The following is a 15,173-nucleotide window of genomic DNA, read 5'->3' as shown; positions in this document are numbered from 1 at the left end:
CTTTGCTAAGGTTCAAGGTTCTCTTCCTGGCCATCCAGCCAACTCTGCAAGTCGATCACCAGCGCCGGCTGACCATTGTCGCGAAACCAGCTGTCGACGACGTAGCGCGCCGGCTCGGCTTCCCCGTTGCCGGCGTTCGCCCCCGACTCGCTCCCGAGCGTTGCCACGACCTCCTCTATCTGCGCCGCATGGTGCACCTGGAACAGGTAGAGCACGCGCCACACCGGGTCGAGCACGCGATGAAAGCGTAGCCAGCCGCGGGCCTCCAGCAAGCGCAGCAGGCGCGTGCCGGTGGTCGAGTGATCGATGCAATCCATCCGCCCATAGACACCATCGTCGGCGGTGTTACCGCCACGGTCGGCGGCAATCGGCGTCTGCTGGCCGGCCCAGCCGAGCAGCCAGCCCATCGCCAGCGACAGCTTCGCACGCTCGTCGGCGGCACTCTCTGCCGTGCCGAGCAGCGCCCGTATCTGCGCCAGCTGCTCGTCGGCGTAGTGCACGTCGGATTGGCTCAGACAACCGTAGTTGTAACAGACGCTGATCGCCTCGCCAGCGCTCAGCGGTGCCGCCGCCGCGAGGAGCGCCAGCGCCAGCAGCCACCTCATTGACAGTGGGTCAGCAAATCCAGCGGATAGCGCCTTCCCGCCAGCCAGTCCTCGATGCAAAGCAGTACCAGCGGACTGCGATGCTGCGCCTGCAGGGCGCGGATCTCGGCCAGGGTCAGCCAGTGCGCCGCCAGAATGCCGGTGTCGAGCTGCCGGCCGGGATCGTGAGCGACGATCTCGCCGCCAAAGGCAAAGCGCAGGTAGGTCAGGTCGCGGGCTTCGTTGCGGCAGTTGTAGACGCCGACCAGGTATTGCGGATTCAGCGTACAGGCCGTCTCCTCGAGCGTCTCGCGGACCACCGCATCGATCAGGGACTCGCGACACTCGAGGTGGCCTGCCGGCTGGTTGTAGCAGACACCGTATTCGGTTTCCTCCTCGACAAGCAGAAAGCGGCCATCGCGTTCGAGCACAGAGGCGACGGTGACGTTGGGTTTCCAGACCATTCGACAAGCCTTGCGGGTAGCGGGAGCTCGCCATTTTACCGCCAACCGGGGGGCGAAATCGGCTAAACTTTCCGCTTCAGGATTTCCAGCAAAGGGAGAACAAAACATGTCCATGGCGGATCGCGACGGATTCATCTGGCACGACGGCAAGCTGGTGCCGTGGCGCCAGGCAACGACGCACGTGCTGACGCACACCCTGCACTACGGGATGGGCGTCTTCGAAGGGATTCGCGCCTACAAGGGCGAAAAGGGCACCGCCATTTTCCGTCTCGAAGAGCATACCGACCGGCTGTTCAATTCGGCCTACATCTTCCAGATGAAAATGCCTTACGACAAGGAAACGCTGCTCGAAGCGCAGAAAGAAGTGGTCCGCGCCAACAAGCTCGAATCGTGCTACATCCGGCCGATCGTCTTCTACGGTTCTGAAGCCATGGGCATTGCCGCCACGGCAGTCAGCACGCACGTGGCCATCGCCGCCTGGCCGTGGGGTGCCTACCTCGGCGTCGAGGGAATGGAAAAGGGCATTCGCGTCAAGACCTCGTCATTCACCCGTCACCACGTCAACGTCAACATGTGCCGCTCGAAGTCGGTCGGCACCTATACCAACTCGATCCTCGCCCACCAGGAAGTGGCGCACGACGGCTATGACGAGGCGCTGCTGCTCGACGTCGATGGCTACGTCGCCGAAGGCGCCGGCGAAAACGTTTTCATCGTCAAGCATGGCAAGCTGTACACGCCGGATCTGACCTCCTGCCTCGAGGGCATCACCCGCGCCTCGGTGCTCGAGCTGGCTGAGGAACTCGGCATTCCGGTGATCGAAAAGCGGATCACCCGCGACGAAGTGTATTGCGCCGACGAAGCCTTCTTCACCGGCACCGCCGCCGAAGTGACGCCCATTCGCGAACTCGACAATCGCCAGATCGGTGCCGGCCACCGCGGACCGATCACCACCCGCATCCAGAGCCTGTACTTCGACTGCGTGAATGGCCGGGTTCCGGCGCATGCAGACTGGCTCGCCTACGTCTAACCCAGTTTGCAAGGTTTCCACCATGCCCCAGAACACCCCGCAGAAGCCCATCGAGATCAGCGCCAAGGATCTGCCCCTGCATTGCCCCACCAGCGACGCACCGCTGTGGGCGCGGCATCCGCGCGTATTTCTCGAGATCACCCGCACCGGGGAGGCCGTCTGCCCGTACTGCAGTGCACACTACGTGCTGACCGGCGGACTGCCGAAAGGGCATCACTGATCGTCGGCGGCTGTCCGCTGCGGGGTAGCCGGCTGAACAGGTTCTCATGAAAGCGCTGATGGTCGCCCCGTCGTGGATCGGCGACACGGTTCTCGCGCAGCCGCTGTTCCGGCGCCTGCACGAACGCACGCCCGGCCTGCAGCTTGACGCGCTGGCGCCGCGCTGGGTGGCGCCGGTCCTCGAACGTATGCCGGAAATCGCGCAGGTCGTCGACAGCCCCTTCGTCCACGGCGAACTGTCGCTGAAAACACGTCACCGTCTCGCCCGCCGGCTCGCTGCAGCCGGCTATCAGCGTGCCTACGTCCTGCCCAACTCGCTCAAATCGGCGCTGGTGCCATTTTTTGCCGGTATTCCCGAACGCATCGGCTTCGTCGGCGAGAAGCGCTACGGCCTGATCAACCAGCGCCATACGCTCGACAAGATCCTGCTGCCGCAGATGGCCGAGCGCTTCGCTCAACTCGCCGAGGCCCCCGGCGCGCCGCTGCCGCGACCGCTGCCGTCGCCACGGCTGACTTCGAGCAGCGAGCAACGCGCGGCGACCCTCGCCGAACTTTCCCTCGCCCTCCCCGAAAAACTGGCCGTCGTCTGCCCCGGCGCCGAGTACGGCCCGGCCAAGCGCTGGCCAGCCCGCCATTTCGCAGCGCTGACCGACGCGCTGGCCGCGCGTGGCTACGCCGTCTGGCTGCTCGGCTCGGCGAAAGACCGGCCGATTGCCGAACAGATCGCCGACCTGGCGCAAACGACCAGCGCGCCACGCAATCTCTGCGGCAGCACCTCGCTGAGCCAGGCCATCGACCTGCTGGCGGCGGCGTCTTTCGTCGTCTGCAACGACTCCGGCCTGATGCACGTCGCCGCAGCACTAGGCCGGCCGCTGGTCGCCGTCTACGGCTCGTCGTCGCCCGGCTTCACGCCGCCACTGTCGGATCGGGCACAGGTCATCAGCCTGCGCCTCGAATGCAGCCCCTGCTTCAAGCGTGAGTGTCCGCTCGGCCATCTCGACTGCCTGAACAAGCTCGAACCGCAACGCGTGCTCGACGCCTGCCTGGCGAGGAGTGCCGAATGATCGCCACCTTTGCCAGCCCCGCTGACGTCGAAGCAGCGTTCTACGAGGCCATCGCGCGTGCCGATCTGGTCGCCCTGATGAGCGTCTGGGCCGACGACGAAGACATCGTCTGCATCCACCCGACCGGCCAGCGGCTGAGCGGTACGGCAGCGATCCGTGACAGCTGGCGGAGTATCTTCGCCAATAACCCGCGCCTCAAGGTACGCCTGTCGCGCGTTCTGCGCTGGAACAGCATGCTCCTGGCGGTGCACAACGTCGTCGAAACGCTGTACATCGGTGACGAGCAAAAACCGCACGGCCCGATGCTCGCCACCAACGTCTTCCAGCGCGGAACCAGCGGCTGGCGCCTGCTTGCCCATCATTCCTCGACCGCGGCCGATCGCGACCTGGCCGACAAGCGCGCCGGCGAGCGCGAGGAAAACCCGCCACGGATTCTCCATTGACCGGCTACCGTGCGCCGTCGTGGCTGCCCGGTGGCCACGCCCAGACGATCTACCCGCTGCTCATCAAGCCTGCTCCCCCGCGCTATCGCCGCGAACGCTGGCCAACACCCGACGACGATTTCATCGACCTTGACTGGAGCGACCCGCAGCCGGGCGTGATGCCGGCGGCTTCCGCGCCGCTGCTGACGCTTTTTCACGGCCTCGAAGGAAGCTCGGCCAGCCATTACGCGAGCGCGCTGATGCGCGCCACCGCGGCCATCGGCTGGACCGGCGTCGTGGTCCATTTCCGCGGTTGCTCGGGCGAGCCGAACCGCCTGCCACGCGCCTACCATTCCGGCGACAGCGACGAGATCGACTGGATTCTGCGCCGCCTGCAGCAGCTCTATTCCGACCGCCCGCGCTACGCAGTCGGCGTCTCGCTGGGCGGCAATGCGCTGCTCAAATGGCTCGGCGAACGGGAAACCGAAGCCGCCGACTGCCTGCACGCCGCGGCAGCGGTCAGCGCCCCGCTCGACCTCAGCGTCTCCGGGCACCATCTGGCCTGTGGTTTCAACCGCGTCTATACCCGGCACTTCCTGCACACGCTCAAGGGCAAGGCAGCCGCCAAGCTGCGCCGCCACCCGGGAATTTTCGATGAGCGACGGATGCGCGCAGCGCGCAATCTGCACGACTTCGACGAACAGGTCACAGCGCCTTTGCATGACTTTGCCAGCGCCGACGACTACTGGCGACGCGCCTCGAGCAAGCCCTGGCTGCCCGGCATACGCCTGCCGACCCTGCTCCTCAACGCGCGCAACGATCCCTTCCTGCCCGAGGCGGCGCTGCCCACCGCCAGCCAGGTAGCCGCCAGTGTACGGCGCGAGTTCCCGGCGCAGGGCGGCCACGTCGGCTTCGTTGCCGGCCAGCCGCCCGGGCACCTTGACTGGCTGCCGCTGCGCCTTCTCCACTATTTCCAGAACGAGGTTTGAATGAACGCCACCGCCAACGCCGCCGCCCTGCCCAGCGAAATCTTCAAGGCCTACGACATTCGCGGCATCGTCGGCAAGACGCTGACCAGCGACATCGTCCGCCGCATTGGCCATGGCCTTGGCTCTCTGGCCGCCGAGCGGGGTCAGCAAGCGATTGCCGTCGGCCGCGACGGACGCCTGTCGGGGCCGGAGCTGGCGGCGGCACTGATGGAAGGCATCCGCCTGGCCGGCATCGACACCATCGACCTCGGTTGCGTACCGACGCCGGTGGCCTACTTCGCCGCCCACGAGTTGGGCTGCAACAGCTGCGTGGCGGTCACCGGCAGCCACAATCCGCCTGACTACAACGGGCTGAAAATGGTCGTTGGCGGCGAAACGCTGGCCGGCGAAACGATCCAGAGCATCCGCCGGCGCGTCGACGCCGGCGAGCTGCGCAAGGGTGCGGGCACGGCGAGCAGTGCCGACGTCCTGCCCGCCTACCTGGCGCGCATCGTCGCCGACGTCCGCCTGGCGCGAGCGATGAAAATCGTCGTCGACTGCGGCAACGGCGTAGCCGGCGTGATTGCCGGGCAACTCTTCCGCGCGCTCGGCTGTGAGCTGGTCGAGCTGTTCTGCGACGTCGACGGCAACTTTCCCAATCACCATCCCGACCCGTCGAAGCCCGAGAACCTGCAGGACGTGATCCGCGCCCTGCGCGACACCGATGCCGAACTCGGCCTCGCCTTCGACGGCGACGGCGACCGCCTCGGCGTGGTCACCAAGGACGGCCAGATCATCTACCCGGATCGTCAGCTGATGCTCTTTGCCGCCGACGTCCTCGGTCGCTGTCCGGGCCAGCAGATCATCTACGACGTCAAGTGCACCCGCCAGCTGGCGCCGTGGATTCGCGACCATGGCGGCGAACCGCTGATGTGGAAGACCGGGCACGCGCTGGTCAAGGCCAAACTGAAGGAAACCGGTGCGCCACTGGCCGGCGAAATGAGCGGACACGTGTTCTTCAAGGAGCGCTGGTTCGGTTTCGACGACGGCCTCTACGCCGGAGCCCGGCTGCTCGAGATCCTCTCGCGCAGCAGCGACGCCGACGCCGCCAACGCCCTGCTGACGACCTTGCCGGACAGCAGTTCGACGCCCGAACTGAACATCGCCATGCACGAAGGCGAACCCCTGGCGCTGGTCGAAGAGCTGCGCCGCAACGCCCGCTTCGACGGCGCCCGCGAAATCATCACCATCGACGGCCTGCGCGTCGAGTACGCCGACGGCTTCGGCCTCGCCCGCCCGTCGAATACCACGCCGGTGGTCGTCCTGCGCTTCGAGGCCGACAACCGGGCGGCACTCGAACGCATCCAGGCTGATTTCCGCCGCGTCATCCACGCCGCGCGCCCGGGACTGGAACTGCCCTTCTGAGCGCCCCGCACAAGCGCTTCGCCGAGATGGAATGCTAAGATGCCCGAACGAGATCAGCGAGACACTGGAATGCACCGCACAGATGAGCAGGCCCGATGAGTGATCAATTCCTGCAGAACGCATTCCTCTTCCGCCAGCCAATCCTGAACCGCCGGCAGGAGCTCGCCGGCTACCAGCTGTCGTTCCACGGCAGCGAAGGAATTGACGACGATGACGCTGTCTCGGCCGCACGCGGCGCCGGCGCACCACTCTGTGCGGCCTATTCCGAACTCGGCATGCACGGCGCCCTGGGCAATACCTGCGCCTACATCGGCGTCGACGCCGACTTCCTGCAACAGGAGGCGATCGAGCTGCTGCCACCGCCAGGTGTGGTGCTCGAACTGCTCGTCGACGGCGTTCCCGAGAAAGCCACGCTGACGCGCTGTCATGTACTCCTCCAGCGCGGCTATTCCCTGGCCCTGACCAACTATCAGGGCATCGACGACCGCAGCCGGCCTCTGCTGCCGCTCGTTTCGGTGGTCAAGATCGACCTGCGTCATGCTGGCCAGGCGCGCCTGGAAGAGCTGGCGGGCTCACTGCGGCACCTGCCACTCAAGCTTCTGGCGCAGGGGGTCGACAACCACGCGCAGATGGAAGCTTGTCGAAACCTCGGCTTCGCCCTCTTCCAGGGCCGCTACTTTGCCCAGGCCGAAATCGTCAGCGGCCGCCGCCTCTCGGCCGCGCACGCGACCTTGATTCGCCTGTGCAACCTGGTCGGCCGCGACGTCGACACGGCGGTGATCGAAGACGCCTTCAAGCACGAGCCGGCACTGACGCTCAACCTGCTGCGCATCGTCAACTCCGTCGGGCGCCTCGGCAACCGCTCGACGCAACCGGTGACCTCGCTGCGCCACGCCATCACCCTGCTCGGCAGGCGCCAGTTGCAGCGCTGGCTATCGCTGCTGCTGCTGGCACCCGGCAACCAGGCCAACGATTCGCTCGACCCCGCCCGTTCGCCGCTGCTGCAAGTCGCCGCCCTGCGCGGGCGGATGATGGAATTGCTGGTCGCCGTCGGCAAGCCGGGAGACCACAAGCAGGCCGACCTGGCGTTCATCACCGGCATCCTGTCGATGATGCCGGCCGCACTCGGCCTGCCGATTGAAGAAATCCTCGAACAGATCGCCGTCGAGCGCGAGGTCGGCGACGCTCTGCGTCAGCACGAAGGCCTGCTGGGAACGCTCCTCGCACTGCTCGAGTGCTTCGACAACGACGACGCCGCCTGCTGCGACAGCCTGTTGTCCCGGCTACCCGGCAACTACGACCGGCAGACGCTCAACACCGGCCTGAGCGCCGCGCTGAGCTGGTTGAACAGCAGCGCCGACTGAGCGTTTCAGGCGCCGCGGCGCGCCAGCCAGTCGCTGACGGCGAAGCCGGTTCCGAAGTCCCAGGGTTTGAGCTTTGCGGGGGCGACCAGGCGGAACTCGGCGAGTTCTTCGTTGAGGGCGATCTCGCCGTGACCGACGACGTGGTAGGCGATGATCACTTCGTGCTTGCGGGCGAAGGGATAGACGCCGATCAGCGTCGTCGCCGACGCGTCCAGGCCGAGTTCTTCCCTGACCTCGCGCGCAACGCCGACCGCCGGGTCTTCGCCGCGCTCGAGAAAACCGGTGATCAGGCCAAAAGCCCCTGCCGCCCAGGCCCGGTTACGCGCCAGCACGATGGCGCCCTGATACTCGACCAGCGCCGCCAGCACCGGCGCCGGGTTGTCCCAATGCACGAAGCCGCAGCCGGCACTGCAGGAAAGCCGCGGCAGCCCCCCCTCGTCGCTGGACTCAAGACGAGCAGCGCAGCGGGGGCAGAAATTCCAGGTGTCGCTCACTTCGCTACTTCACTCACTTCGCTTACGACGCGGCCAACAACTCGCGGACGTCGGCCAGAAAGCGATCAACGGTCTCCGGCGCGGTATCCCAGCCGCACATCAGGCGCGCGCCACCGGCGCCGATGAAGGTGTAGAAGAGCCAGCCGCGCGCGCGCAGGCCCTGCTCGACGACAGCTGGCAGGTGCACGAAAACGCCGTTGGCGTCGACCGGAAAAAGCGTCTGCAGACCCGCGGCTTCCGCCAGCCCGCTGGCCAGGCGGCGGGCCATCGCGTTGGCGTGCGCGGCGTGGCGCAACCAGCTGTCGTTTTCGAGAATCCCGAGCCACGGCGCGGAAAGGAAGCGCATCTTCGACGCCAGTTGGCCGGCCTGCTTGCAGCGGTAGGCGAAGTCCTCAGCCAGGCGACGGTCGAAGAAGACCACCGCCTCTCCGACCGGCAGCCCCATCTTGGTCCCTCCGAAGCAGAGCACGTCGACACCCGCGCGCCAGGTCAGATCGGCCGGAGCGGCGCCAAGGCCGGCGACGGCGTTGGCAAAGCGGGCGCCGTCCATATGCACGCGCAGACCCAGCTCATGGGCCGTGGCAGTGATGGCGCACAATTCGTCGGGACGGTACACCGTGCCGACTTCGCTGGCCTGGGTCAGCGTCACCACCTTTGGCTTCGGGTAGTGAATGTCGGTGCGCCTGGTCACCGCCTCCTCGATCGCTGCCGGAGTCAGCTTGCCCTCTTCGCCGGCAAGGGCGAGCAGCTTGGCGCCATTCGAGAAGAACTCCGGGGCGCCGCATTCGTCGGTCTCGACGTGCGCCAGCTGGTGACAGATGACGCTGTGGTAGGACTGGCAGAGCGCGGCGAGGGCCAGTGAATTGGCCGCCGTCCCGTTGAAAACGAAGTACACGTCGCAGTCGGTCTCGAACACGTCCCGCAGGCGGTCGGCAGCGCGCAGCGTCCACTGATCGTCGCCATACGAGCGCACGTGGCCGTCGTTGGCCGCCAGCAGGGCGGCGAAAGCCTCCGGGCAGATGCCGGCGTAATTGTCACTGGCGAAGTGTTGCATGGTCGTCGTCACCGTCATTCCGCTGGTTCGTCAGGCCGCTGACGGCCGCTGGGTTACAGGCGCTGTTCGACCCATTCCGCCACCGAGGCCAGCGCGACCGGCAGCTTCTCCGGTTCGTTGCCGCCCGCCTGCGCCATGTCCGGGCGACCACCACCCTTGCCACCGACCTGGCGGGCGACCATATTCACCAGCTCACCGGCCTTGACCCTGCCGGTCAGGTCGGCGGTCACGCCGGCAATCAGCGTCACCCTGCCTGCACTGGTCGAGGCGACGACAACCGCGGCGCTCTTCAGTTTGTCGCGCAACTTGTCGACGGCCGAACGCAGGGCGTTGACGTCGGCGCCCTCCATGAGTGCCGCGAGAACCTTGACCCCCTTGACATCGACCGCCTGCGCGAGCATGTCGTCGCCTTGCGCCGACGCCAGTTTCGCCTTCAGGCGCGCAAGTTCCTTTTCCAGCGAACGGACGTTGTCGAGCACCTGCGCGAGCTTGGCCGGGACCTCGGCGATCGGCGCCTTGAAAGCCGCTGCCGCGTCGGCCAGCATCGTCTGCTGCTGCTGCACGAGAGCCAGGGCAACGTCCCCGGTAAGCGCCTCGACGCGCCTGACGCCAGCCGCGACGCCGGTTTCCGAGACGATCTTGAACAGGCCGATGTCGCCGGTGCGGCGAACATGCACGCCGCCACAGAATTCGATCGACGAGCCGATCGTCTGCACGCGCACCTGATCACCATATTTTTCGCCGAAAAGCATCATCGCGCCAGACTTGCGGGCGTCGTCGATGGCCATGATGCGTGCTTCGGCGGCGGCGTTGGCGAGAATCTCGTCATTGACGATACGCTCGACGCGGCGAATCTCGTCGGCGCTCATCGGCGCATTGTGCGCGAAGTCGAAACGCGTCTTCTCCGGGTCGACCAGCGAGCCTTTCTGCTGCACGTGCGCGCCGAGCACTTCGCGCAGCGCCTTGTGCATCAGGTGCGTTGCCGAGTGGTTGCGCACGGTGCGCGCCCTCGCAACGACGTCGACGCGGGCAGCGACCCGGTCGCCGACGACGACGACGCCGGTACGGACGACGCCCTGGTGACCAAAAACGGCGGCCTGGATCTTCTGCGTGTCCTCGACGGCGAAAATGCCCTGCGCGCCCTGCAGCACGCCGCGGTCGCCGACCTGACCGCCCGACTCGGCGTAGAACGGCGTCTCGTCGAGAACGACGACGCCGAGTTCGCCTTCCCTGAGTTCATCGACCGGGCTGCCATCCCGGTACAGCGCCAGCACCTGGCCGTTGAAGTCGAGCGCGTCATAGCCGTGAAAGGCCGTCTCGGGGCCACTGTAGTCGAGTGCGGCGGCCATCCTGAACTTGCCGGCGGCACGCGCCTGCTCCTTCTGATGGGCCATCGCCGCGTCGAAGGCGGCGACATCGACACTGACGCCGCGCTCACGGCAGACGTCGGCGGTCAGGTCGAGGGGGAAGCCGAAGGTGTCGTGCAGCTTGAAAGCGGTGGCGCCGCTGAAAACGCCATCGCCAGCCAGGGCCGCGAGTTCGCTCTCCAGCAGACTCATGCCGTGTTCGATGGTCTCGAAGAAGCGCACCTCTTCCTGGCGCAGGACATCGCTGACACGCTCCTGGCTGCTCACCAGTTCGGGATAGGCAGCGCCCATCTCGGCGACCAGGTCGGGCACCATGCGGTGGAAGAAAGCGGCACGCGCACCCAGCTTGTAGCCATGGCGGATGGCGCGCCGGATGATGCGGCGGAGAACGTAGCCGCGCCCCTCGTTGCCTGGAATGACGCCGTCGGCAAGGAGGAAGGAGCAGGCGCGGATGTGGTCGGCGAGGACCCGTAGCGACGGGCTGTGCATGTCCGCTGACGAGGTTTCGCGGGCTGCCGCCGCGATCAGGCGGGCGAAGAGGTCGATTTCGTAGTTGCTGTGCACGTGCTGCAGGACCGCAGCCGTCCGCTCGAGTCCCATGCCGGTGTCGACCGATGGTTTCGGCAACGGGTGCATGACGCCGGCCTCGTCACGGTTGAACTGCATGAAGACGTTGTTCCAAATCTCGATGTAGCGGTCGCCCTCTTCGTCGGGCGAGCCGGGCGGACCGCCAGCGATGCCTTCACCGTGATCGTAGAAGATCTCGGTACATGGTCCGCAGGGACCGGTGTCGCCCATCATCCAGAAGTTGTCGGAGGCGTAGCGCGCGCCCTTGTTGTCGCCGATGCGGATCACCCGCTCGGCCGGCACGCCGATCTCCCCGGTCCAGATCGCGTAGGCTTCGTCGTCCTCGGCATACACCGTCACCCACAGGCGATCGGCGGGAAGACCGTAGACATCGACCAGCAACTCCCAGGCGTAGCGGATCGCCTCCAGCTTGAAGTAGTCGCCGAAGGAGAAGTTGCCGAGCATTTCGAAAAAGGTATGGTGACGCGCGGTATAGCCGACATTTTCGAGGTCGTTGTGTTTGCCGCCGGCGCGAACGCATTTCTGCGACGTCGTCGCCCGCTGGTAAGGACGCTTGTCGAAACCGAGGAAGACGTCCTTGAACTGGTTCATGCCAGCGTTGGTGAACAGCAGCGTCGGGTCGGCATGCGGAACCAGCGAACTCGACTCGACGATCTGGTGGCCTTTGGATTCAAAGAACCTGAGGAATTTCTCGCGGATTTCAGCGCTGCTCATGGTGGTGCTTTTCATCGTCGTCCGTACCCGCGCGGGGTCGTTCAAAAAGCTGCGATTCTAACGTGAAAGCGGTAGCCGCGACCGGCCAATCACCCGCCGCGACCGGCTTCAGCCATCGCGCACGCAGTCGATGCGATCGCTGAAAACCGCCATCACGCCGCGCCGGAAAAGCGCTTCGGCCGCGCCGAGCTCGTTGACCGTGTAGCACAGCACCGGAATGCCGTTGGCCCGCGCACTGCTCAGTACGCTGTCGTCAAGGTGCTCGGCGTCACAGTGCAGGCTCAGCGCAGCGAGGTCATTGACGCGGGTCAGCCAATCCTCTGGCGGGCTTTCATAAAGCACGCCGAGTGGCAGTTCGGGAACTGCCTCGCGCGCGGCCAGCAACGCCTCCTCGGAAAACGACGAAACCAGCGGCAGCTCGGCACCCACCCAGAGTTCACGGACCTGCCGAGCGACAACCTCGCCGGTCAGAAACTCAAAACCGGCTGCCGGCTTGATTTCGACGTTGGCCATCAGCCCGAGCTGCCGACAAAGCACTGCCGCCGACTCCAGAGAGGGGAGCGGCTCGCCACGAAACGCAGGGTGCCGATGAGCGCCTGCGTCGAGCCCTCGCAGCGTCGCGTCGCGAGTCTCGCAGACCCGCCCGGAGCCGTCGCTGGTGCGCTCCAGGCGTTCGTCGTGCACCAGCCACGGCGAGCCATCGGCCGAAAGCATGACGTCGAACTCGACTGCCCGCAGTCCCATGCGGGCAGCGATACGCAGGCCGGCCAGGGTGTTCTCCGGGGCCAGCGCACCGCCACAGCGGTGCGCGAAGACGCGCGGCAGGGACCAGCCGAGCCGCGGACGAATCACTTCAAGACTTGCGCCCTGAGCGCCGCCGGGAGGACCTGGTTGCCACGCTCGACGGCATTGTCGAGCGCCTCCTTGGCCGGCTTGCGGCCAGCCCAGGCGGCTTCCAGCTCCTCCTCGACGATGATGCGCACCGGCTCGATCTGCGAAACCCGCAGCGGACGCAAGGCGCCCTTGCCCTGCAACTGCAGGTAGGCGACGTCGAGACTGGCGACGTCGGCGCGCAGGAGCTGACTATTGGCAGCGGCGCGGGCCACCGAAGTCATCGGCAGGAAGCCCTCAAGAGCGGTCAGTTCGACCTGCAGATCAGGTTCCAGCAGGAAGCTGACGAAGAGCGCCACACCCTTGTACTCGTCTGCCTTCTTGCCGCCCCCGACCCATAGCGAGGCACCGTCGGCGAGCGTCTGCTGCGGCGTGCCCTGCACATCGTCGTGATAGGGCAGCGCCGACACCCCGGTTTCGACCTTGCGACCAGCGCGCAAAGTTCCATAGAGCGACGACGTGCTGGTCAGCATGCCGCACTCGCCATCCGCAAAGCGCCGGTCAGCCTCGTCGCGACGACCGAAATAGGTGAAGAACTTGGCTTTCGACCAGGTCGTCAGCATCGCCGTGTGCTTCACCTGAACCAGGCCGTTGAAGTCCAGCCTGCCCTTGGCGTCCGAGACCTCGCCACCGTTCCAGGCGCTCAGATTATCGATATGCACCCACGCCGGCCAGGAGGTGGTGTAAGGACAGGTGCTACCGGAATCGAAGAGCTTGTCGGCAGCCTTCTGTGCCGCGGCCCAGGTCTTTGGTGGATTCTCGGGATCCAGACCGGCCTTGCGGAAAGCTTCCTTGTTGATATAGAGGACCGGCGTGGACAAGGCCAGCGGCAGGGCAAACAGGTTTCCTTTCGCATCGTCGAGGCCGACGCGCAGCTCAGGCGACAGTTTGCGGCCATCGAAAGGCTGCTTGGCCTGCTTCATCACCAGGTACAGCGGCTTGAAGTCCTCCTTGCTGGTCTGGAACTGTGCCTGTTCTTCGCGGGTGACCAGATTGAGGTGTTTCGGCGCGTCACCGTCGACGCGGCGCACGACGTTGAGCTGGTAATCCTTCTGCCGCTCATTGAAACGCGCGACGAATTTCTCGAGCCGTTCGCCACGTTCTTCGTCAAGACGATGCGAGAGGTCGATTTGCACCGGTGCCGCGAACACCGGGAAAGCAAGCGGGGCAGCAAGAACGATTGCCACCGCAGACGGGAAAAATTTGAGTAGGCGCATGTCGATCCTGGAATTTAGGTAAAAGAGTCGGCAATTATAGCCGTAGCCTGCGGCGATAGAACGGACTTCGCAGCGTTCACTTTGCGGCGAGCAACGCGACAGCGCCCTGCCCGCCTGACAGCCCCCTCGTGGCACCCTCGTGGCACCCTCGCAGAGGCCAATCCATGCCGGAAGCCGGGTGTCGGAAAACTTTACACTCGCAAATAAAGAGTCTCACCATGCGCTTGTATCTCTTTGATATAATTGTCACCAAGAATGTGGCATGGGTTTTGCTTTTACCTGAACGCGCGCTAGATAGACCATTGTGATAAATTTCACTAATGGTGTTGCGGCGGGCGTTTCAGGCTTCGCAGGAACACGGGCTGGCAAAGGCCGTATCGAAAATATTACCGCCCCAGTGGCGACCGAAAAACAGGGCAACTCCGAGGACCTGCCCGCCACCACAATCAGGAGCAAAGCACCATGAAGAAAAAACTTGCCGCCGCCGCGATCATCGCTGCGTTTGCCGCTGCACCGACCCATGCCGCCGTGACGTGGACGTTCAACTTTCAGGATGCAGCGGGCGTCGGCTTCAACGACCTCGCACAAGGTGCTGCACGCCAAGCCGAATTGCAGTCCGCTGCGACCTACGTCAGCAGCTTTCTGACCAGCTACACTGCGAACCTCTTCATGAATGTCGATGGCAGCGGCAGCACGCCGGGCAACCTGGCTTCGGCGAGTTCGAATTTCAACGCGCCAAGACCCGCCGACGGCTTCAACGATAGGGGCGACGTGATGCTCAAGATTCTCGGTGGCAACGCCGCGGATCCCGCGGTAGGCACCGCCGATGGCAACGTGACGTGGAACTTCGCCACCAATACCTGGGCGTTGGGTAACACGTTCCAGCCCGGCGAATACGATTTCTTCTCGACCGCAGTGCATGAGCTCGTGCATGCCTTGGGGTTCTCGGCCGGTATCACGGAGAACGGCGTCAGCGGATTTGGGGACCAGCCTGGCGACCCCGGCGTATGGTCGCCGTTTTCCCAATACCTGACCAGCTACAGCGGCACGCCGTTCATCGATCAGACGACGTACATTCTCGATAAAGTGATTTATGACGAAGCCAGGCTGTCCGCCGATGGCAATGGCGTGTCAGGCTGCGGAGCCGGCACCCTGTTCAACGGCGCGAATGCCATGGCGGCGAACGGCGGCGTCGCCGCGCAGATCTACGCGCCCACCACCTGGGAACAAGGCAGCTCGGGGTCGCACCTCGATGACAACTGCTACACTGCCCCGAACACGAGAAGCACCTACATGATGGAGGCCCAGACG

The 15,173-nt window shown here is 65.3% G+C and carries 15 protein-coding genes; 8 read left to right on the top strand and 7 right to left on the bottom strand.

From position 1 onward, the window contains the following. Positions 1–5: 5 nt before the first annotated feature. The gene (locus QZ634_RS00075; RefSeq protein ID WP_291984485.1) at positions 6–605 is read right to left on the bottom strand and encodes a hypothetical protein; all 600 of its coding nucleotides are present in this window, start codon (positions 603–605) and stop codon (positions 6–8) included. Next, positions 602–1,048: an NUDIX hydrolase gene (locus tag QZ634_RS00070; RefSeq protein WP_291984483.1), complete on the bottom strand. Its 447-nt coding sequence runs from the start codon at positions 1,046–1,048 to the stop codon at positions 602–604. The genes QZ634_RS00075 and QZ634_RS00070 overlap by 4 nt, the downstream gene beginning before the upstream one ends. 106 nt (positions 1,049–1,154) lie before the next feature. Between QZ634_RS00070 and QZ634_RS00065 the strand changes: the two genes are divergently transcribed. The 7 genes from QZ634_RS00065 (at position 1,155) to QZ634_RS00035 (ending at position 7,537) form a co-directional block, all read left to right on the top strand. Next, positions 1,155–2,075 (top strand): branched-chain amino acid transaminase, encoded by a 921-nt coding sequence (locus QZ634_RS00065; protein WP_291984481.1) that lies wholly within the window; start codon positions 1,155–1,157, stop codon positions 2,073–2,075. A 22-nt stretch (positions 2,076–2,097) separates the two neighbouring features. After that, entirely contained in the window at positions 2,098–2,295 is a 198-nt protein-coding gene (locus QZ634_RS00060; protein WP_291984479.1) for a zinc-finger domain-containing protein, read from the top strand. Positions 2,296–2,341: 46 nt separating this feature from the next. Continuing rightward, a complete protein-coding gene (gene waaF / locus QZ634_RS00055) occupies positions 2,342–3,358 on the top strand; it encodes a lipopolysaccharide heptosyltransferase II (RefSeq protein ID WP_291984478.1) in 1,017 nt (338 codons plus the stop codon). Continuing rightward, entirely contained in the window at positions 3,355–3,801 is a 447-nt protein-coding gene (locus tag QZ634_RS00050) for a nuclear transport factor 2 family protein (protein WP_291984476.1), read from the top strand. Before waaF ends, QZ634_RS00050 begins: the two co-directional genes overlap by 4 nt. After that, positions 3,798–4,769, top strand: a complete 972-nt coding sequence (locus tag QZ634_RS00045) for a hydrolase (protein WP_291984474.1) — start codon at positions 3,798–3,800, stop codon at positions 4,767–4,769. The genes QZ634_RS00050 and QZ634_RS00045 overlap by 4 nt, the downstream gene beginning before the upstream one ends. After that, entirely contained in the window at positions 4,770–6,173 is a 1,404-nt protein-coding gene (locus QZ634_RS00040) for a phosphomannomutase/phosphoglucomutase (protein ID WP_291984472.1), read from the top strand. A 95-nt stretch (positions 6,174–6,268) separates the two neighbouring features. Continuing rightward, positions 6,269–7,537 carry an HDOD domain-containing protein gene (locus QZ634_RS00035; RefSeq protein WP_291984470.1) on the top strand — a complete coding sequence of 423 codons (1,269 nt, stop codon included), beginning with the start codon at positions 6,269–6,271 and terminating at the stop codon, positions 7,535–7,537. 5 nt (positions 7,538–7,542) lie between these two features. Here QZ634_RS00035 and QZ634_RS00030 read toward each other — a convergent pair whose 3' ends face one another. The 5 genes from QZ634_RS00030 to QZ634_RS00010 form a co-directional block, all read right to left on the bottom strand. Further along, a complete protein-coding gene (locus QZ634_RS00030) occupies positions 7,543–8,031 on the bottom strand; it encodes an NUDIX domain-containing protein (protein WP_291984468.1) in 489 nt (162 codons plus the stop codon). Positions 8,032–8,053: 22 nt separating this feature from the next. Continuing rightward, on the bottom strand, positions 8,054–9,085 hold the full coding sequence (locus QZ634_RS00025; protein ID WP_291987908.1) for a low specificity L-threonine aldolase: 1,032 nt from the start codon (positions 9,083–9,085) through the stop codon (positions 8,054–8,056). Positions 9,086–9,138: 53 nt separating this feature from the next. Further along, positions 9,139–11,754, bottom strand: a complete 2,616-nt coding sequence (alaS, locus tag QZ634_RS00020; protein ID WP_291984466.1) for an alanine--tRNA ligase — start codon at positions 11,752–11,754, stop codon at positions 9,139–9,141. 108 nt (positions 11,755–11,862) lie between these two features. Continuing rightward, complete coding sequence (ugpQ, locus tag QZ634_RS00015; protein ID WP_291984463.1) at positions 11,863–12,606, bottom strand: glycerophosphodiester phosphodiesterase; 744 nt, start codon at positions 12,604–12,606, stop codon at positions 11,863–11,865. Beyond that, the gene (locus tag QZ634_RS00010) at positions 12,603–13,862 is read right to left on the bottom strand and encodes an extracellular solute-binding protein (RefSeq protein ID WP_291984461.1); all 1,260 of its coding nucleotides are present in this window, start codon (positions 13,860–13,862) and stop codon (positions 12,603–12,605) included. The genes ugpQ and QZ634_RS00010 overlap by 4 nt, the downstream gene beginning before the upstream one ends. Positions 13,863–14,324: 462 nt before the next feature. On the opposite strand from QZ634_RS00010, the gene QZ634_RS00005 reads away from it, so the two are divergent. Next, on the top strand, positions 14,325–15,173 hold an 849-nt coding region (locus QZ634_RS00005), incomplete at its 3' end, for a hypothetical protein (RefSeq protein ID WP_291984459.1).

Origin of the sequence: Candidatus Accumulibacter sp. ACC007 (assembly GCF_907163205.1) — a bacterium.
Lineage (GTDB): Bacteria > Pseudomonadota > Gammaproteobacteria > Burkholderiales > Rhodocyclaceae > Accumulibacter > Accumulibacter regalis.
The sequence above is the reverse complement of the archived record's forward strand: the minus strand, read 5'-3'. Positions and strand labels throughout refer to the sequence as shown.